The organism is Aeromonas sp. EERV15, from assembly GCF_900079845.1.
GTDB classification, from domain to species: domain Bacteria; phylum Pseudomonadota; class Gammaproteobacteria; order Enterobacterales; family Aeromonadaceae; genus Aeromonas; species Aeromonas sobria.
On record NZ_FKKY02000006.1, the window covers coordinates 37873 to 57893 of the forward strand.

16 protein-coding genes are annotated in these 20021 nt (G+C 58.8%); 6 read left to right on the plus strand and 10 right to left on the minus strand.

Features of this window, described 5'->3' with window-relative positions:
* Positions 1 to 53 precede the first annotated feature (53 nt).
* From BN4575_RS06655 to BN4575_RS06665, 3 genes are read right to left on the minus strand one after another with little or no spacing between them, the layout of a single operon-like run.
* On the minus strand, positions 54 to 626 hold the full coding sequence (locus BN4575_RS06655; RefSeq protein WP_068977629.1) for a PqiC family protein: 573 nt from the start codon (positions 624 to 626) through the stop codon (positions 54 to 56).
* Positions 623 to 2272 (minus strand): intermembrane transport protein PqiB, encoded by a 1650-nt coding sequence (pqiB, locus tag BN4575_RS06660; protein ID WP_068977630.1) that lies wholly within the window; start codon positions 2270 to 2272, stop codon positions 623 to 625. The genes BN4575_RS06655 and pqiB overlap by 4 nt, the downstream gene beginning before the upstream one ends.
* A complete protein-coding gene (locus BN4575_RS06665) occupies positions 2265 to 3536 on the minus strand; it encodes a PqiA/YebS family transporter subunit (protein WP_068977631.1) in 1272 nt (423 codons plus the stop codon). Before BN4575_RS06665 ends, pqiB begins: the two co-directional genes overlap by 8 nt.
* 175 nt (positions 3537 to 3711) lie before the next feature.
* On the opposite strand from BN4575_RS06665, the gene hfq reads away from it, so the two are divergent.
* Entirely contained in the window at positions 3712 to 4071 is a 360-nt protein-coding gene (gene hfq, locus BN4575_RS06670) for an RNA chaperone Hfq (protein WP_042019475.1), read from the plus strand.
* Positions 4072 to 4203: 132 nt separating this feature from the next.
* On the opposite strand, the gene BN4575_RS06675 is transcribed toward hfq, so the two are convergent.
* The 6 genes from BN4575_RS06675 to BN4575_RS06700 all read right to left on the minus strand — a co-directional run bounded on the left by BN4575_RS06675 (position 4204) and on the right by BN4575_RS06700 (position 11759).
* On the minus strand, positions 4204 to 4794 hold the full coding sequence (locus tag BN4575_RS06675) for an HAD family hydrolase (protein ID WP_068977632.1): 591 nt from the start codon (positions 4792 to 4794) through the stop codon (positions 4204 to 4206).
* 66 nt (positions 4795 to 4860) lie between these two features.
* Positions 4861 to 5964: an EAL and HDOD domain-containing protein gene (locus BN4575_RS06680; protein WP_068977633.1), complete on the minus strand. Its 1104-nt coding sequence runs from the start codon at positions 5962 to 5964 to the stop codon at positions 4861 to 4863.
* Positions 5965 to 5968: 4 nt separating this feature from the next.
* Positions 5969 to 7609 (minus strand): GGDEF domain-containing protein, encoded by a 1641-nt coding sequence (locus BN4575_RS06685; RefSeq protein ID WP_068977736.1) that lies wholly within the window; start codon positions 7607 to 7609, stop codon positions 5969 to 5971.
* A 275-nt stretch (positions 7610 to 7884) separates the two neighbouring features.
* The gene (locus tag BN4575_RS06690) at positions 7885 to 9921 is read right to left on the minus strand and encodes an exoribonuclease II (protein WP_068977634.1); all 2037 of its coding nucleotides are present in this window, start codon (positions 9919 to 9921) and stop codon (positions 7885 to 7887) included.
* A gap of 100 nt (positions 9922 to 10021) precedes the next feature.
* Entirely contained in the window at positions 10022 to 10921 is a 900-nt protein-coding gene (locus BN4575_RS06695) for a LysR family transcriptional regulator ArgP (RefSeq protein ID WP_068977635.1), read from the minus strand.
* Between the two features lie 199 nt (positions 10922 to 11120).
* Complete coding sequence (locus BN4575_RS06700) at positions 11121 to 11759, minus strand: acyl-homoserine-lactone synthase (protein WP_068977636.1); 639 nt, start codon at positions 11757 to 11759, stop codon at positions 11121 to 11123.
* A 62-nt stretch (positions 11760 to 11821) separates the two neighbouring features.
* Here BN4575_RS06700 and BN4575_RS06705 point away from each other — a divergent pair, with 62 nt between their 5' ends.
* From BN4575_RS06705 to BN4575_RS06715, 3 genes are all read left to right on the plus strand, one after another.
* Entirely contained in the window at positions 11822 to 12598 is a 777-nt protein-coding gene (locus BN4575_RS06705; protein WP_042019486.1) for a helix-turn-helix transcriptional regulator, read from the plus strand.
* Between the two features lie 205 nt (positions 12599 to 12803).
* Positions 12804 to 13412, plus strand: a complete 609-nt coding sequence (gene lysE, locus BN4575_RS06710) for an L-lysine exporter (RefSeq protein ID WP_068977737.1) — start codon at positions 12804 to 12806, stop codon at positions 13410 to 13412.
* A gap of 136 nt (positions 13413 to 13548) precedes the next feature.
* Positions 13549 to 15522, plus strand: a complete 1974-nt coding sequence (locus tag BN4575_RS06715) for a bifunctional 2',3'-cyclic-nucleotide 2'-phosphodiesterase/3'-nucleotidase (protein WP_068977637.1) — start codon at positions 13549 to 13551, stop codon at positions 15520 to 15522.
* A 100-nt stretch (positions 15523 to 15622) separates the two neighbouring features.
* Here the strand turns inward: BN4575_RS06715 and BN4575_RS06720 are convergent, their stop codons facing one another.
* Positions 15623 to 17632: a methyl-accepting chemotaxis protein gene (locus BN4575_RS06720; protein WP_068977638.1), complete on the minus strand. Its 2010-nt coding sequence runs from the start codon at positions 17630 to 17632 to the stop codon at positions 15623 to 15625.
* 260 nt (positions 17633 to 17892) lie between these two features.
* Here BN4575_RS06720 and ruvA point away from each other — a divergent pair, with 260 nt between their 5' ends.
* Positions 17893 to 18504 carry a Holliday junction branch migration protein RuvA gene (gene ruvA / locus BN4575_RS06725; protein ID WP_042019493.1) on the plus strand — a complete coding sequence of 204 codons (612 nt, stop codon included), beginning with the start codon at positions 17893 to 17895 and terminating at the stop codon, positions 18502 to 18504.
* A gap of 8 nt (positions 18505 to 18512) precedes the next feature.
* A complete protein-coding gene (gene ruvB, locus BN4575_RS06730) occupies positions 18513 to 19523 on the plus strand; it encodes a Holliday junction branch migration DNA helicase RuvB (protein ID WP_042019494.1) in 1011 nt (336 codons plus the stop codon).
* Positions 19524 to 20021: the final 498 nt, after the last annotated feature.

Here is a 20021-nt window from a genome sequence, read left to right on the forward strand (position 1 = left end):
AAACGACGCCAATTGGCGTCGTTTTTTTGTATCTGCAATCCGGGGTAGACCGGTTAGCTGGCGCTCTGGCGCACCTCGCTGGCGATCTGGTCGAGCAGCTGTTGCCAGCCCTGACCCAGTTCGTTCACCAGCGCGTTGTAGCCATCGGCCGGCAGTACCCGCTCCTGACGGAAGGGGGCATCGCGCAGCACGGTGCCATCTTCCGCCAGCAGGCGCCAGCGGCCGCTCAACACGGCGCTGCCGTCATGACGGCCCTGAAAGCGCTCCACCAGAATGGTCAGCACCGGCCCCTTGCGGGCGCCATCCTGCCGTACCACCCAGCCCGGCAGCCGGGTCGAGAGGCCATTGAGGGTGAGCTGGTTGAGCTGATCGTCCAGCGAGCCAGCCCAGCGGTGATACTCGGTGAAGTGCAGCTCTTGCCCTTCCAGTTGATAGACCAGGCTGATCCGGTCGAGCTGACTGGCGAGGCTGATCGGGCGCAGCACCAGCTGGTGCTGCGGTTTGGCCGCTGCGGCGACCTGCTGCGGGCTGTCGGCATCGAGCGAGTAGTAGTGCAGGCTCGGTTGGCTGTTGCTACAACCCGCCAGCAGGCCCAGCAGGGCCAGCGTCAGGATCTGTTTTTTCATTGTTTGCCTCGCTTGGGCTCAGGGTCCGATGGATGCGCGCGATCGAAGATCAGCGAACTGGGCTGCTCGTTGAGGGAGTGCACCAGCGGCTGCAGTTCACGCATCAACTGATTGAGGGTCTGCACCGACTGACGCAGGTCCTGATTGGTCTGTGACTGGGCATCATAGGCCTGCAAGGTCTCCTGCAGCTGCTTGAGGCTCTCGTTAAGCGATGCCGGTAGCTGCTGGGTTGCATCCTTGGCGGTGAGCTTGTTCAGGTTGGCGCTGACCGCACCGATGTTCTTCAGGGTGCCATCCAGAGTGGAGAGTGACCCGTTGACCTTGGCCAAGGTGGTCGCCATATCCATGTCGACAAACTTGTCGAGGATGGTGTTTACCTTGCGCTCAATCTGGTCCAGTCCGCCTTGTACTGTGGGGAAGACCTGATAGCCGGCCAGCTTGGCCTGCTCGAAGCGTGGTGCATCCGGGTAGAAGTTGAGATCGATGATCTTGCCGCCGGTCAGCAGGCTCGAGGTCTTGAGGCTGGCACGCAACCCCTCCTTGAACTGCTTGCCGAACAGGGCGCGCCACTGATCCTTCTCCGCCTTGGCATAGCGGTGGGAGAGGCGTTGCACTTCGATGCGGGCCAGCACCGGGATCTGGCGGCTCTTGAAGATCTGCACGCCCTTGTCCTCGATGAGGTAGGGGGCAGAGATGACGGTACCGACCCGAATGCCACGATACTGCACGGCGGCGCCCGGGTGCAGGCCACCCACGTTGTCATCGAACAGGAAGACGTAGTCGATGAACTGATCCAGACTACCGGCCAGCACGCTCGCCTCATCCTGGAACAGGGTGAAATTTTCCATCTTGGTAACGGGTTCACCGGGCGACCAGCCGGGTGGCAGACCCATGGTGATGCCGCCGTCGAGCAGGCTCTCCAGTGAATCCATCTTCACCTTCATCCCTTCACTGCTCATGGAGACTTCGAAGCCCGGCGTCAGCCAGAAGCGGGAGTTGCTGCTGACCAGAATGTCATAAGGGGCATTGATGAAGATTTGATACTGCATCTCGCTCTTTTCTGGCAGGAACTTCGCTTCTTCCACCTGACCTATGGTGAAGCCCTGATAGTTGATGGGCGAGCCTTCGCTCAGCGCGCGGGTGTCGCGACTGTTGAGGGTGAGGCGCAGTCCCTTGGCATCAAGGGAGGCGAGCGGCGGTTTGTCGAGCATGGCGTACTCGTCCAGTGCCCGCCCTTTCTTGCCGGTGGAGAGTTCGATATAGGCACCGGAGAGCAGGGTGCCGAGGCCGGAGACCCCTTCACGACCCACCCGTGGCTTGACCACCCAGAACTGGCTGTCACCGCGCAGCATGCCTGCCGCAGCATTGCTTAGTCGCCCCCGCAGCACCGCGTGGCTGTAGTCATCGCTCAGTTCGACCGCTTCAATTCGGCCGACATCGACCTCGCGGGAGCGGATCACCGTCTTGCCCGCCACAATGCCTTCGGCAGTGGCGACTGTCAGGGTGAAGCTGGGGCCCTGGGAGTACCAGTGCTGGAACAGCATCCAGAGACCGATGAACAGCGCCAGCAGAGGCACCATCCAGATTGCGGCAGCAGAGCTCATAAAATCAGAGCCCGGTTTCCACCTTTTTTTACGCTCATTCACGTTCGGGGTCTCCTTGTTGTAAATCCCAGATCAAGCGGGCATCGAAACTCATGGCGGCGACCATGGTGATCAATACCACGCCTGCAAATGCAACGGCCGCAGGGCCAGGATAGATAGTCATCAGATTGTCGAGCCGGATCAGGCCAGCGAGGATGGCGACCACGAAGACGTCGATCATTGACCAGCGTCCGACAAATTCAGTCATACGATAAAGTTTGAGCTTGCCTAGCGGCGAGGCGGCATGGCCGCGCTGCACCATATAGCAAAGCCAGAATAGCGCCACTATTTTTACCAGCGGCACCACCACGCTGGCGAAGAAAATGACGGCTGCAATCGGGTAGGAGCCCATGGCCCACAACAGCACCACACCGCCAAGAATGGTGGAGGGACTGTCATCACCGAGAAACACCGTATTCATGATGGGATAGAGGTTGGCGGGTACATAAAGAATGGCGGAGGTAAACAGCAGTGCCCAGGTGCGGTTGAGGCCGCCGGGTTTGCGCGCATGCAGGTGACCGCCGCAGCGGGCGCAGCTATGGCTGCCCACCTCGCTCAGGGCGCCACAGATATGGCAGCCCACCAGGCCCGATGCCAGCGCGCCCGCTTCAGGATCGATTTCGCGCGGCTCGGAGGGGCCGAACAGCCGCTGCCATAGCCACATCCGGTCCAGTGAGGAGATCATCTTGATCAGCAGCAGGGTGTAACCGACGAAAGCCCAGAACGACAGCCCCATCTTGATGTCGGCCATCCCCATCAGCTTGACCAGCGAGATCAGTACCCCCACCAGAAACACATCCACCATCAGCCAGGATTTGATCCGGCAAAGCAGGCGGCCGAGAGAGCGCAAGGCATTACTGTGGAGATCTTTATCGATACGCCACAGCACCAGCATGATGGAGCCCATGTAGACCAGCGGCAAACCGATCAGGGTCACACTGAGCACGGCGCCGAGAAACAGATAGCCCTCATCCACCAGGGTGGTGATGCTCTGCAGAAAGGTCATCTCCTGGCCGATCCCTTTGGCCGAGAAGGACATAAAGGTAAAGGCGTTGGCGAGCACGAACATGATAAGTGCAGCGAAGCCGTAGGCGATGGGGCGCCGCTCCTGCTGTGGCAGGTGACGACTGAGCGTGTGTCCGCAACGGGGACAGCAGCTGGCCTGGCCTACCTCGAGCGGTGTGGCCGGTATCAGCAGATCACACTCTTCGCAGGCAGTGGCATCATGGACATAGGTGGTGTGGTGTTGGTGTGAAACCGGATGCAAGATAAAACCCCAGATAAGGCACGTAATAGAGCCAGAATTGGCAATTATCGCAGTTGTACTGGTCAGCGACCAGCCCCCGGAGGCCGCTATTGCTGGTGGGAGTGAGAATGACTTTGACAAGCCAGTGGCCATTTAGCACAATCAAACGCCACTTTTTTCTGCGGGACAATAACTTATGACAACTGAATCCCCAAGCTACTCCACCATTGAGCAAGCCTTTTCCCTTGGTAACGGGCAAGATTCCGCCCTTAACTGGTTGCGTAAGAATCGCAGTCAGGTTGCCATTTTTCTGGTGAGCGGCATCAAGCTGGAAGGCACCATCAGTGGCTTTGACCAGTACAGCGTGCTGTTGACCGATGCCCATGGTAATCAGCAGCTGGTCTACAAGGCCAAGATCTCCACCATCGCCATGCACTCTGGCCGTCCGCCGGTGAACATCCAGCGCGCCCGCAAGCCTCGTGTCTCCATGGCGCCGCGTCCCCATAGTGCCCCGGGCCGTTATGATGACAATCAGGGCGGTGGTAACAACGAGTAATCGTCTGCCCCGACCTGCCCGTTGACGCGCCCTGCGTCAGCGGCTGACGTAACCGGCTCTCATTTTCAATCCTGTCCCGTATGGGAGCTGGTTCCGCTTATCGCCCCTTGCAGGGCGATATCTGTTTCTGCATCACTCCGTTAGTCCGATCGGCTTGCCCTCTTTGACCATACAGGTCTGCATTCCTGCGGCTTTTCCTGCCTGTACCCCGATGCCGGTATCTTCAAACACCAGACAGCCTGGCGGTGCGACTCCCAACTTGCTGGCGACCAGCAGGAAGGTATCCGGGTTGGGTTTGTGCAACTCCACGTCGTCAGCAGTGACGACGACGGAGAAGTAGCGATCCAGCCCGGTATTGCGTAGCACTGCTTCGGCGTTGACGCGGGGCGAGCCGGTGCCGATCCCCATCGGGATGACACCGTGATAACGCTCGACCAGTGCCTGCATGGCCGGGAAGACTGTGGCCTTGTGCAGGTTGGCGACATAGTGCTCGGTTTTGCAGCGGGTCACGGCGAGTGGATCGAGGGGGATCTGTTGCTCTTGCGCGACCAGCAGGGCGATCTTGCGGCTCGGCATGCCGCCCAGTTCATAGAACCAGTCGGCATCGAAGTGAAAGCCAAACTCGCGGGCGGCATGCTCCCAGGCGGCGAGGTGCAGTGGCATGGAGTCGACCAGGGTGCCATCAAGGTCAAAGACCAGGCCTTGGAATCCGGAAAGGGTCATGGTGCGGAGTCTGTCTTGGAAATAAGGGGGCCCATTTTAGCCAGTGACTCCCCGGCTTGCCATCACCTAACGGGTGAGAAACGCTTGCCCCCACATTTGCGCTTGAAAATAGACGGGGGTGAGCTTGGCAGGAGCGAGTTGGTATTTGGGGGCAAGTTGCTCCAGCAGGGCCCAGTTGCCCTGTTCATAAGTGCTGGCTAGCTGGAACAGGTGAAACAGTGGCCCTTCGTGCAATTCGATGGCCCGCTTCACACTTTTTGGCAAGTGAGCCATCAGCGGCTCCGACAGCATGGAACCGTCGAGCACCAGCCCCACCAGAAAGGCCCAGCTCGCCTCGGCTTTGCCCAGCGCGGTGAGGGCAATCAGCTCACAGAAGCGGGCGCGGGCAATGGCGATCCGGGTGCAGGCCTCCGGCATATGCTGGCTCATTTTGGCCAGACCATTGATCAGCACAAACTTGCGGATCTCCTGCTCCCCTAGATAGGAGAGGGCACGGGATACCGAGGTGATGGGGCTGGCGTGATCAAAACCGGGGGAGTTGACATAGGTGATCAACTGGCCGGGCAAAGAGGTGTCTTGCTCGAGCAAGCGAGCCACTTGGGAAAAAGAGAACTCCTCGTGGCAGATAAGCTGGAGGATCTGCTGCACCAGCACCATGTCGGGTTTGTTTGCTCGCTGGTTAACCAGTTCGGGGCGAGCGAGAAAGCCACCGGCAAAGAAGTCGACCCCGCTCTCTCTGAGGGGGAGAAAGTCAGCCCAGGTTTCGATATTGAGCGCCATCCGCTTGTGTTCGGTGGGTTGGCAGATCCCCTCTTCTCCCATCCAGAACACCAGCATGCGACTGGCACCGAGCCAGCGTGGATCCCGGTTGGCACCGTGTACGGCCAGTCGGCGTCGGCAGTCACGCCACTGTTCCAGCACCGGAAACGAGCTTGGTAGCCGTTCGTTCGACGCTTCAACCAGCGGGATTGCATCCTGATCCAGCAGCAGGGGGCGCTGTTCATCGAGTTGTTCGTGGGTGAACGGCACCAGATATTGACGCCCCTGCGCCAGCAGGCGGCAATGTTGCGCCAGTGAAGGCCATTCGGCCGGTGAGCTGAGCTGATAGTCGATGCCGTAGGCCACCAGAGCCAGGCGACGATTGAAGATGGGGTAACGACGCAACAGCATGGGATCACCGATAGGCCAGAGTGCGTGCCCTCCCTTGTGCTTTGGCGTGGTAGAGCGCCTGGTCAGCTTGCTCGATCAGGGTCTGCCATGCCTCGTGCCGGGAGGGGACCAGATAGCTAAAGCCTATGCTAACGGTAATGAAATCAGCAACCCGCGAGGCGGGGTGAGGCAGTTTTAATTGAGCCAGTTCGCTATGGATCAGTGCCGCCAGCTGCTCTGCTTCACCGGGCTGGGGCGCGCACAGCAGGATGACGAACTCCTCCCCGCCGTAACGGGCGACCAGATTGGTGCAGCGTCGCTCCGCATCCCGTAGTACCTGGGCCACCTGTTGCAGGCAGAGATCCCCTTTGGCGTGGCCGAAGTGGTCGTTGTAGGCCTTGAATTGGTCGACATCGATCATCAGTACCGCCAGCGGGTTCTGGGTGCGCCTTGCCCACTCCCACTCCCGTTGCATGGTGATGTTCCACTGGCGGCGGTTGGCGATGCCGGTGAGGGGATCTTCCAGCGAGAGCAGGGAGAGGCGGTGGTTAGCCTCTTCCAGCGCCCGGTTGGTATTGGCCAGTTGTATGGTGCGTTCGGTGACTCTCGCTTCCAGCTGGTGATTGAGCTGCTCCAACTGATCCTGGGTGCGCTGGCGGATCAACAGTTGTGACAACATGGCGGCGTACTGTTTGAATATCTCGCTCTGATAGGCTTTGAGTGGTCGGTGCCACAATAGATTGTCGGCGGCAATCCAGCCGATGGGGGTAGCGCCATCCCACAGCGACACCATGGCGTTCCAGCCACGTCCCACCTGCTGCTGTTCGTAGTAGAGGGGGGCATCTTCCAGTACCAGTACGTAGTCTTTGCGCTTTAGCGCCTCCTGCACGGTGGGATGCTCCGGGATGGGGCTGATGAACGCATGTTCGTCGACCAGCTCACCCTCTTCACTAGTGCCCCAGGTGCCGTGCATGGTCTTGCCGTCGGGCGCGATCAGGAAGATGGCGACCCGGTCAAACTGCAGCTCCTGCCGCGCCAACAGCACAGCATCCCGCAGCAGCTGGTTTTCGCTGCGGCTACGGGAGAGGGTGATACAGACCATGTGCAGTGCTTGCAGCATGTTGAGGAAGGAGCCTTGCAGCGCTTGGCTCTGCACCAGATCGGTCTGGGTATGCTGACGTTGCACCCGCTCCTGGTCCACCTGACTGGAGAGCAGGTGGTTGCTCAGTTCTGCGGTCAGATAGTGGATAAGGAGCTGGATCCCTTGGTGCTGACGGGAGGAGAGGCGGTCGATGCGGCGGTGGGTCTCCAGATAGATGACCCCTTCCAGCCTCAGGTGCCGTTTGAGGGGAAAGCAGGCGCGTAGCCTGGGCTGAACTGATATGGCGTTTTCGTCTGGATTTGATGGTTGGTGGATCTGCTCGATCACCAGCTGTCCCTTGTCTAGAGCCTGGTCGATGAGGTGGTGGGGCAGGGGTAATTGTGCGAGATGGGCAAGATCCAGGGTGGTCAGCCCCTGATCCAGCTGAAAGCTGTAGAGCTGGGGCTCGGGGGTTTTTAGCCACAGATAGAGGCATTCGGCATCGGTTTTTTCATGAATGGTGGCGAGGCTCACTTCGCACAGTTGGGCGAAGTTGCTGAAGTGTTCCGGATCCCATGCCTGCATACCAATGTCCATATCCTTTGGGTTGTGCCCAAACGAGTATAAACTTCTTTTTTGTTGATTAAAATGTCAGAAAGGAGAGGTGGCGCACATAACGGTTGCTTTCAGCGCTGTTGGTGGAAACATTCACTGCATTTTCTGCCAATCGTGGCGAGAACTGTGCGCTGTGGCGGTGTGTATGGCAGCTTGCAGGGCCGGATGCGGGGCAAAGATGCGGGGCAAAAAAGAGAGCCCGCACGATGGCGGGCTCTCGGGCAGATCGGAGTACTCTGCGCGGCTTATTCTGCCTTGGGGGCTGCATCCGCTGGCGTTTCACTGCTATCGGCCGGTGCGCTTTCGGCAACCGGTGCTTCTGGTGCCGGGCCCGGGACCAGCGCGACCGCCGGTTTGGCGATGAGGGAGCGGGTCTCTTCCACCGCTTCACTCAGCTTGACCTCGATAACCTGACCAAGCTCGTAGATCACCTCGGTCTTGTCGAGATAGACGCGGCCGTTGTCCCAGTTGCACTCCAGCCGATCCTTGTTGTCGAGAATGTGGCGGGCAGGCATGAACACCACGGCACCGTTCTCCTGCAGGCGCAGCTTGAGACCGGCCCGCATCACGTCGATGATCTCGGCGTTGAACAGCTGATCGGTGCCGGCGGCAGCCTTGAGGTAACGGACATAGAGCCAGTCGCCGATATCGCGCTCGACCCTGCGGTGCAGGCGGCGGCATTCGGTCAGGTGCTCGGTCAGCTCTTCGCTTGGGCGCTCACCCGGCGTCTTGCCAGCGATGACCGCTTTGAGCAGGCGATGGTTGACCATGTCGCCGTATTTACGGATCGGTGAGGTCCAGGTGGCGTAAGCATCCAGTCCCAGACCGTAGTGAGCACCCGGCTCGGCGGACATCAGCGCATAACTCTGGAAGCGGCGGATCTTGCCATCCAGCCAGCGGGTGTCGAGGTTGTCGATCCAGCGGCGCAGGGCACAGAAACCGGAGAGGCTGGCGATTTCGTCGCGCTCGAACGGAGCTTCGGCGGTTTGCAGCAGTTCGATGGCGCCATCGAGGGACTCTTCATCGAAACCTGTGTGGACGTTGAAGATACCGTAACCGACGCTCTTGCCCAGCACACGACCGGCGCAGATGTTGGCCGCGATCATCGACTCTTCGATCATCCGGTTGGCGATGCGGCGTGGCTCAACGTGGATGGCCAGTACTTCACCATTCTCGCCCAGCTCGAAGTCATAGTCGGGACGATCCGGGAACACCAGCGCGTGCTCGGTGCGCCACGCGATACGCGCCTCGGTCATGGCTTTCATCAGCGGCAGCTGAGCCATTACGCCAGCGTCGATGGTCAGTTCTGTGCCATGCTCGGCCCAGTCGGAGACCTCGTCATAGTTGAGACGGGCATGGGAGACGATGCGGGCAGCGAAGAATTCGGTATCTTCCAGCAGCAGGCCATCTTCGGCTATCAGCAGGCGGGCGCAGAGTGTATTGCGCTCCTCGCCCTCTTTCAGGGAGCAGAGCTCGTCGGAGAGGGTACGCGGGATCATCGGTACGTTGCGGCCCGGCATATAGACGGTGAAGGCGCGCTTGGCGGCTTCTTTGTCCAGCTCGCTACCTTCAGCTACATAGGCAGTCGGGTCGGCGATAGCGACCAGCAGCTCCCAGCCGTTGTCGAGTTTACGGATCGACAAGGCGTCATCCATATCCTTGGTCTTGGCGCCGTCGATAGTGAAGAAAGGCACATCGGTCAGGTCGGTGCGGGGCAGCTCCTGCTCTTCGATCACCTTCCACTCGGGCAGATCTGCTGGTTCAATTTGAGCCAGATTGTGGCGCGCCAGCACCACCCACCAGGGCACGTTGTGATCTTCTTCGGCGGAAATTTTCTCAATGATTTCGGCCGAAAAGTTGCCGTCACTCAGGGCATGACGCTTGAGGGTGGCAACCACCCAGTCCCCTTCCTTGAACTCTTTCTCATCCAGGCCCTTCTTGGCGCGGGCCTTGATAGCATCCTTGATCAGCGGGTGATCAGCGACCACGTTGAGGCGGTCACGGAACAGCTTGACCCGGGCCACAAAACGGGTGACCGACTGCTCCAGCAGGGTATCCGGCTCAGCTACTTCCTTGTCTTTTTCAGTGCGGATCAGGGCGCTCACCCGGTCTCCGTGCATCACCTTTTTCATGTAGGGAGGCGGGACGAAATAGCTGGTTTTCTCATCGACCTCCAGAAAGCCGAAGCCCCGATCCGAGGCGCGGATCACACCCTCTTTTTTGGGGATGTTTTCGCGGATTTGTTGCTTGAGCTGGGCCAGCAGCGGATTGTCTTGGAACATAAGTGAGGAACCTGAAGTGGATAACCTGGGTGGAGACCTGATGAAGGATCGCCCAGCACTATACGTTTTTAGCCCTCCAAAGCCAAGGCGAATGGCCTGTTCAGCGTGGTTTCAACTGTGAACGGGCGTGGTCGATCAAGCCAAGTGACAACTGCTTGTGAATGCCTTTTTCCAGCACCCAGCGGTGCCAGTAGAGCCGTTCCGTCAGAACATGGTCGGGACTGAGGTTGACCAGCGAACCGGCGGCCAGCTGGCCTCTGATCTGCAATTCGGGGATCAGGCAGTAGGCCAGTCCCTGCTCGGCCATGGCGACGAAGGCTTCCGACGAATGGACGGTATGGCAGGGATAACCGCCTGGCGCCAGCCCGAAGTGTTCACGCATAAAGCTGATATGCATATCGTCGCGCTGATCGAATGCCACCGCCGGTGCCTTGGCCAGCGCCTCACGGGTCAGGCCGTGAGGGAAGTGGCGAGCCACAAAGGCGGGGCTGGCGGTGAGCAGGTAGTGCATCTCGCCCAGCTCGTCGACACAGCAACCGGCTAAGGGGTGGGCATGCAGGCTGACTGCGCCGAAGGCTTGCCCTTCCCGCACTTTGTCGAGGGTGCGATTTTCGTCATCGACCAGCAGGTTCAGTTCGATAGGGTGCTGCTCCAGCAGCGGAGCGATGGCGGGCAAAAACCAGGTAGCCAGGCTGTCGGCGTTGACGGCGATGCTGATCCGGATCGGCCCCTGCGGCTCGACAGGGGCCAGCTCGCCAGCCAGTTCGAGCTCCAGCTGATGCACCTGACGGTAGTGGGCCAGCAGTTTCTGGCCGAGCGGCGTGGCCTGCAATGGCTGGCTGCGAATGAGCAGCGGCTCGGCAAACTGCTGCTCCAGCTGTTTGATCCGCTGGGAGATGGCCGACTGGGTGATATGCAGTGACCTAGCTGCGCGATCGAAGTTTTGCTCCTGCAGCACTGCATCCAGCGCCCGCAGCAGTTTGTAGTCCAACTCTTTCATCGTCTCTTCTCCCGTTGCATCAGGGCCGACTCTACGTCAGTCGGCAGGGGACAACAATGGGCGGTGGAATGGGCGTTGCGCTGCGATTTTTGACAGTAGTAGTCAGGCCATTGAGGGGGGATACTGCCAAATGCCGCAGGGGGTAGCCCTGCGGGATCATAGCGATATGTTTATCCCGGGTCGGTTCTCCCGGGATTTTTTATAGCTGGGCCGCCAACTCGTGCGAGCGATAGCGAGCAGTTTGATAGTGCCCGATGAGCGGCTGCGAGACCGCCTGGGCAAATCGCTCATCAAGATAAAAGCGCAGACCTACCCCTTTGACTGCGCCCAACCCCACCGCTTGACGATGGCCAAGACGAGCCATTGGTATGCCGAGGCGACGGAAAATGCGCTCAGCGGGCAGGCTGGCTACGCCAACCAGCTCTTTGATTCCGTTGGCTGTAGCAAAGGCATAGACTTCGCGAAGGAGTACGCAGGTCAGCTCGCTAACACCATTGGTCATGCGCGGAGCGCGGGCCGCATCGATAGCCAGACGGGTGAGTTCCCAGACATCGGCAGTGCGTGGTGCGCTTTCACCGGCAAGGGCGGTGGGAAAGATGGTGGGCAGCATATAGGCGCTGGCACAACTGAGCAGACGAATGCAGGCGCAGACCCCTTGTTCATCTTCGATCAGTACCCAGTGGGTGTCTGGCGTGTCAAAGCTGTCGCGTTCCAAACCGTGATAAGACTCGACATCCCAGCCTAGCCGGTCAGAAAAGACGCGATTTCGAAATTGATAGAGTTCGTTCTCTACGGCGTTTCGTGGATGATCTCTCAATTTTCCTTTGAAAACCAACATTATGAACTCTCTCTCTGCCTGTTCGCCGTTATAATCAGAAGCTTGGCCAGGGGGGCTAGCATATGAAACAAGAGCAACTGTTTGAGTATCTGGAACATTTCACTTCGGTGACGGATGGTGACCGTCTTGCCGGATTGATTGGTCGTTTCACGGTCGATATGGGTTATGACTATTACGGCTTTACCCTGATCATTCCGATGTCGATGCAAAGACCCAAAGTGGTGCTGTTTAATCAGTGTCCTGTCTCCTGGGTACAGACCTATACCGATAACAACATGCTGGCGTGCGACCCTGTGATTCAGCTGGCACGCAAGCAGACGCTGCCTATCTACTGGAATCGCCTCGATGAGCGGGCCAGTTTTCTGCAGGAGGGGACCATGGACGTGATGGGTCTGGCAGCCGAGTTCGGGCTGCGCAACGGCATCTCCTTCCCCCTGCACGGTGCCGCCGGGGAGACCGGTATCCTCTCTTTCATCACCTCCGAGCGGGCTTCGAGCGATCTGTTGCTGGAGTCCTCGCCGATCCTCTCCTGGATGGCCAACTACATCTTCGAGGCGGCAATCCGGGTTGTGCGCCTGAGGGATTCGGATCAACATGCCGCCCTGACGGATCGCGAGACCGAATGCCTGTTCTGGGCCAGTGAGGGGAAAACATCGGGGGAGATCGCCTGCATTTTGGGGATCACCGAACGCACGGTGAATTACCACCTCAATCAGGTCACTCGCAAAACCGGCTCAATGAATCGTTATCAGGCCATTGCCAAGGGGATTAGCAGTGGCATTTTGCTGCCGAATCTTGAGCATGTAGTGGTCACCAACTTCCCCAAGCTGATGCAATAGAACCTGCTGATTTTCGGGGCTGAGGGGCTGACTCTCAATTGTCAGATCCTGCTATTGACTATTGGTTTCGGATGGGGCTTCGCACCGCTGGAATGAGTCCGGAACATTAGCAAAATGAATCAATCAGTAAATCAATGAATTTCTAAGAAGGAACTGCCATCGCTATAGTGCCGCTCATTCATCACTTCGGACGGTACTCTCCATGATGCTCGCAACGACACTGCAAGGCTTTACCATCGGTCTTGCCATGATCATCCCCATCGGTGCCCAGAATGCCTTTGTGCTGAGCAGGGGCATCCATCGCAATCACCATCTGCTGACTGCCACGCTCTGCAGCTTCTGCGATCTCACCCTGATTGCCATTGGCGTATTTGGCGGGGCCAATGTGCTGGCTGCCAGCCCCATCGGCATGGCACTGCTCACCTGGGGCGGCGTGCTGTTTCTCGGCTGGTTTGGTGGCCGATCCCTGCTCAGTGCCTGGCGTGGTAAGGGGGAGGGGCTTGCCGACTCTACCCAGCGGATGGGGGCCAAGAGCGTGCTGGCGATGACGCTGGGGGTCACGCTGCTCAATCCCCACGTCTATCTCGATACCCTGATGCTGCTCGGCTCCCTTGGCAGTCAGGTGAGCGAGTCCCTGCGTCCGGCCTTTGCCGCAGGCGCCATGCTGGCCTCGCTGGTGTGGTTCTACTCACTGGCGCTGGGGGCGGCGGCGCTGGCACCCTGGTTGGCTCGGGGTAGGGTGCAGCGGGGGATTGATCTGCTGGTGGGCATCATCATGTTGACGCTGGCGCTGCAGCTCGCCACCGGTGGTTGATGGGGGCGTTGGATATTTTTGCTGCTCGGCGTCATAAAAATTAATCACGACGCCTGTTTTTGGCATATTCCTCTGCTAAATTGCCCACCCTTGTGGCTCGCCAGATACCAATCAGGAAAACTCAGTGAATAGAACCATGAAACTGGGCGTCATCGCCTCCATCGTGCTGCTGTCTGCCTGTGGTGCAGAGAAGCAGGAACAGCCCGGTGCCGTTTCGCTGCGCTTGATCCAGACCTCCGATATCCACTCCAATGTGCTGGGTTATGACTACTACCAGAACAAGGAGGATCGCAAATTCGGTCTCTCCCGCACCGCACTGCTGATCCGCGCCGCCCGTGCCGAGAACCCCAACAACCTGCTGCTCGACAATGGTGACCTGATCCAGGGCTCGCCGCTGGCGGACTACATTTTCGAGCAATCGGGTTCAGGCTATCTCGACAAGCAGGCCCATCCGGCCATCAAGGCGCTGAATGAACTGGGTTATGACGTGGGCAACCTCGGCAATCACGAGTTCAACTACGGTCTCGACTATCTGGGCAAGATCATCAAGGGGGCCAACTTCCCCTACGTCAACGCCAATGTGTTCGATGCCGGTTCGTTCAAGCGCGATGGCAACGGCAAGATCGACTGGAGCGGCAACCAATTTACCCCCTATCTGCTGCTGGATCGTCAGGTGAAGGATGACAAGGGGCAGCCGCAGATCGTCAAGGTGGGCATTCTGGGGCTGACTCCGCCGCAGGTGTTGCAGTGGGACAAGCGTCATCTGGAAGGCAAGGTAGTGGTGGCCGACATGGTCGAAACCGCCAACCACTATATACCCGAGCTGCGCGCCAAGGGGGCCGATGTGGTGGTGGTGGTCGCCCACACGGGGATCAATGCCGGCAGTTACGAAGCCATGATGGAAAACGCGGCCTGGCATCTGGCCAAAGTGGAGGGGATCGATGCCTTGATGCTGGGTCATGCCCACAAGAACTTCCCCGGCGACTTCCCGGATCTGCCGCTGGTGGATAACCAGGCGGGCACCTTGAACGGGATTCCCACCGTGATGCCGGGCTTCTGGGGCAATCATCTGGGGATCATCGATCTCAAGCTGGAGCAGGTTGATGGCAAGTGGCAGGTGAAGCAGAGCCAATCAGCCTTGCGCCAGATTGACTCCAGCGAAGGGAGCAAGGTGGACGAAAAAGTGGTGGCCCTGGTCAAGGCGGATCACGACGCGACCAACCAGTGGCTGGATCGCCCGCTCGGCAAGATCACCTCCTCCATCCACAGCTTCTTTGCACTGGTGCAGGATGACCCCTCGGTGCAGCTGGTGAGCGATGCCCAGCGCCAGCATGCCGAGCAGTTGCAAAAGGATGGCCTGCTCAAGGAGTCCTATCCAATCCTCTCTGCTGCTGCCCCGTTCCGCGGTGGCCGCAACGGCATTACTGACTTCACCTATGTGACGGCGGGGGATATCTCCCTGCGCAACGTCTCCGACCTCTACATCTATCCCAACACCCTGCAGGTGGTCGAGGTGAACGGTGCCACCGTCAAGGAGTGGCTGGAGATGAGCGCCGGTCAGTTCAACTGGGTTGATCCGGCCAAGGGCGAGGTGCAGTGGCTGGTGAACGAGAAGTTCCCCACCTACAACTTCGATGTGATCGACGGGGTCAATTACGAGGTGGATATCACCCAACCTGCCCGTTACAACAAGGAGGGGGAGAAGGTGAGCGACGGTCAGCGGATCAGCAACCTGACCTTCAACGGCAAGCCCATCGATCCGGCCCAGAAGTTCTATGTGGTGACCAACAACTATCGCGGTAGCGGTGGTGGCCACTTCCCGGGCGTGGATGGCAGCAGTGTGGTGCATGAAGATCCCTTCGAGACGCGTGAAGTCGTGGCTCAGTATCTGAAGTCACACTCTGCCAGCAATCCGCAAGGGTTCAGCCCAGCTGCAGACAACAACTGGCATATGAAGGCGCTGCCTGCCGGAGTGGATGTTCGTCTCTACTCATCACCCCGTGAAGAGGCCAAGGCGCTGGCGGGCGAGGATCTGGCCTATCAGTCCACCCTGCCGATGGATGACGAGAAGCACCCGGGCTACGCCATCTACCGTTTGGTTCGCCAGTAACTCGCCGATGGCCGGGCGGTTTGCCCGGCCCGCAGAAAAGCAAATGCCAGTCCGTTAACGCGGACTGGCATTTTTTTGCGCCGGGCTCGGCGGGGGCTGGCTACACCCGGAACTGGGAGAGCAGACGTTGTTGCAGCAGGCTGGCCTGATGGAGGGAGGAGGCGAGTTGCAGGCACTCCTGTGCCTCCTGTTCGCCGGTTCTGGCCTGCAGGCTGATCCCCGAAACCTTGTCGGAGGAGTGACTCAGGGTGTGTGACAGCTGACCGGTCGCAACGGCCACCTGTTGCACCATGTCGGCCAGCTGGTCGATGGCGCCTTCCACCTTGAACAGGATCTGCTTGGTGTTCTCGGAGTCCTGCATGCCGGACTCTACCGTCTTGAGGTTGCGCTGCATCATCAGGTAGGCGGTCTCGGTCTGCTGCTGGATACTGCTGATCACCTGGCTGATCTCGGCGCTGGAGGTGGCGGTGCGATTGGCCAGGGTGCGCACCTCGTCCGCGACCACCGCAAAGCCACGGCCCATCTCCCCCGCGCGGGCCGCTTCGATGGCCGCATTGAGGGCCAGCAGGTTGGTCTGCTCCGAGATACCGCTGATGGTGGAGATGATCTGGCCAATCTGGCCCGCCTGCTCCTTGAGGGAGTTGATGGCGATGGCGCACTCGCTCACCTCCTGCACCACCCGCTGCATGCCCGCGCTGGCAGAGGCGACGTATTGGCTGCTTTCGGTGGTCAGCTGGCGCACTTCGTTGGCATTGCGGGCCGCCATGCTGCAGTTGTCCGAAATGGTGGTGGCCACCTGCACCATCTGTTCACTGTCATGGTGCAGGGACAGCGCATGTTCGGCGGTCTGGCGGCTGCTTTGGCTGATCGCTTCCACCCGGTTGACCGAGGTATGGACGTGTTCACTGATGTGCTGGTTGTTGTCCATGGTAGAGCTGATCATCTTCTGCAATTTCTCGATGAAGCGATCCACGCTGTTGGCCAGCGAACCTATCTCGTCATCCCGCTGCAGGTTGATGCGGGCGTTGAGATCCCCCTCGCCGGCGGCGATATCCTGCATCCGTTTGTCCACTTGCAGCAGCGGGGTCACCAGCTTGCGGGTCAACCAGAGACCGCAGAGGGTCACCATGATCAGGCTCAGCAGCAGGCCACCCAGCAGCAGGGTACGGGTTTGGCTGATGATGCCGTTGAGCTGGGCGACCTGATCCTCGACGGTGGCATCGCCGCTCTCCTCGATGGCAACCAGCTGTTGTCGCAGCTCATCGGCACTGGCCTCATAGATGGCTTGCTGCGCCTGATAGCTGCCGAGCGCCTCGATCCACTGCCCCATCAGTTGCTGATGTTGGGCCAACAGGGCGCGATACTGTGTCGCCAGCGTCTTGCCGGCAAACTCCCCGGTGCCCTCGATATCGAACAGCCCGGTGCCGAGCATGCTGTCGATCGCTTCATGGTAGAAATCGGTCGCCTCTTTCAGCTCGGCCTTGATCGCCTCCGTTACCCCCTGTCTGCGCATCTTCTCCAGCGCATAGAGCTGGCGCAAAAAGCCGATGTTGGACTCCATGCCGCCATCGGCCGCTTCCCAGCGGGTGGAGAGGCCGCTGTTCCAGCTGATGCTCTGGTCGGGGGATTGGGTCAGCGCTTCTACCGCGCCATCACCGATCACCTCCAGCTGGGTCGAGAGACGGGCCATCAGGTCGGCGTTGTGATGCAGCGCCTGATCCACCTCGGTATAGGCGTGATAGAGCGCCAGCAGCTTCTCTTGCTGCTGTTGATAGGCCTGCTTGTGCTGATCCATGGTGGCAAGGGCTGCGCCATCAATGAGCTGCCCCTGGCTGACCCGGGCCAGCGCATCATCGGTCGCCGCCTTGGCGGCATCGAGTTCGGCGCGATTGAGCTGCGTGCCGTTTTGCATCTTCTGGATGTGGAGTTGCTGATTGCCCAGCTCTATGGAGCCCTCCATGGCGCCGTCGGCGGTCTGCCAGGCAGCCCCCAGTACATAGGAGAGCAGATTGGCCAGCCGCTGGCTGCCATACCAGCCCACGACCCCCATGCCCAGCGTGCAGCTGAGCAAGATGGCAAGACCCAGATTGGAGGTGGTAACAATTTTCATGTGATGGCCTTCCTTGGTATCGACATTGGCACCAGTTTCGGTTCCGAACGGGTTTAGTGTAGCGGTTTATCCCCCGGCCATAACCCGGTGCTGTGTTGGAACATCCCGTGCTCTGGCTGCACGCAATCAAGCATGGTGGCAAATTGGATAAAAAGCCGCTCTGACCACGCGGGTGTCGCAGCCCTATGCTGGATACTTATCCAGTTATTCTTTATGCTATGAGCCAATTTACGAATAGCTGTGTTGGTGAGGAGAGAGCCGTGATTGGTCGCTTGAGAGGCATTGTCATTGAAAAACAGCCCCCCGAGGTTTTGCTGGAAGTGGGCGGGGTAGGCTATGAGGTGCAGATGCCGATGAGCTGTTTCTATGACTTGCCGGAAATCGGCAAAGAGGCGGCTATCCACACCCATTTTGTGGTGCGAGAAGATGCCCAGTTGCTCTATGGTTTCAATCACAAGCAGGAACGGGCGCTGTTTCGCGAGTTGATCAAGACCAATGGAGTCGGTCCCAAGTTGGCGCTGGCCATTCTCTCCGGCATGACTGCCAGCCAGTTCGTCATCTGCGTCGAACGGGAAGAGATAAGCTCGCTGGTCAAGTTACCGGGAGTCGGCAAGAAAACCGCCGAGCGGCTGGTGGTAGAGATGAAGGATCGCCTCAAGGGGTGGGTTAGCCACGATCTCTTCTCGCCAGCCATGGTGGCCCTGCCTGCCGGGACATCCGAGTTGCGTGCGCCAGACGCCGCAGATGAGGCGGTCAGCGCACTGATTTCGCTCGGTTACAAACCGCAGCAGGCGAGTCAAATCGTCAGCAAGATCGCCGTCGATGGGATGTCGGTAGAAGAGATCATCCGTGAATCCCTGCGTAGCTTGTGAGGTAGTTGATGATTGAAGCAGACCGCCTCATTTCGGCAAGCGCCGAGCGCGAGGATGAGATTATCGATCGGGCGATTCGTCCCAAGAAGCTGGCTGACTATACCGGTCAGGATACTGTCTGTGCGCAGATGGAGATCTTTATCGAAGCGGCCAGGCAACGGGGCGAGGCACTTGACCACCTGCTGATTTTTGGCCCGCCGGGGCTGGGCAAAACCACCCTTGCCAACATCGTTGCCAACGAGATGGGGGTCAATATCAAGACCACCTCAGGCCCGGTGCTGGAAAAAGCAGGGGATCTGGCGGCGCTGCTCACCAACCTTGAACCGAACGATGTGCTGTTTATCGATGAGATCCACCGTCTCAGTCCGGTGGTAGAGGAAGTGCTCTATCCCGCGATGGAGGATTACCAGCTCGACATCATGATCGGAGAGGGCCCCGCCGCCCGCTCCATCAAGCTGGATCTGCCGCCGTTCACCCTGATCGGCGCCACTACCCGGGCCGGCTCTCTTACCAGTCCGCTGCGGGATCGTTTTGGTATCGTCCAGCGGCTGGAGTTCTACAACGTCAAGGATCTGACCGATATCGTCTCGCGCAGTGCCCGTTGTCTGGGGCTTGAGATGACCGAGGATGGTGCTATCGAGATCGCGCGTCGCGCCCGCGGCACGCCGCGAATTGCTAACCGCCTGTTAAGGCGGGTGCGTGATTTTGCCCAGGTGAAATCCGATGGCCGGATCGATGGCCCCATCGCGGCCCGCGCCATGGACATGCTGGACGTCGATAACGAAGGATTTGACTTCATGGACCGCAAGCTATTGTTGGCTGTGATAGACAAGTTTATGGGCGGCCCGGTAGGCCTTGATAATCTGGCTGCGGCGATCGGAGAGGTGAAAGACACTATCGAAGATGTGCTGGAGCCTTATCTGATCCAGCAGGGGTATCTGCAACGTACACCCAGAGGACGGATAGCGACCACACGAGCTTATGCGCATTTCGGTCTTCAGCGACCAGATGATAAGTAAAAACAGTCGTTTGAATGTGAAACCGCCGTCAGAGGCGGTTTTTTATTCTCATTTTTCATCAACAATAAAAAAGCCCACGGCAGATGCGGTGGGCAAAGACAATTCAGGGTGGATGTTCACAGACAGTGAGTGCGTCTGGACACAGACCGGAAAATAAACAGGTGAGCCGTCGCGAGCTCTTAGAGTCGGTTCATTTGATAGAGCTGAACAAAGGAAAGCTTGTAGTAACGGATGGTTTTAGCAACAAACTTTTTCATCTTCGATTCCAATAAACGGGTTCAGATAGATAGTCGAATACGTACCGTGAACCCCGATTAACCGGCCTGTATCCAAGGGTATGCCCTCACTGCGAGGCGCATTGTAGGAGTTAGATTCGACCCGGGCAAACAAGAAAAATTGCAATCTTCAAATTAGTTTATCTAATGTCTAGGTTGGTGAAATTGGTTCGCATGAGTATGCATTCTTTGCAGTTTTAAATTGAGTTTTCGAATCAGATTG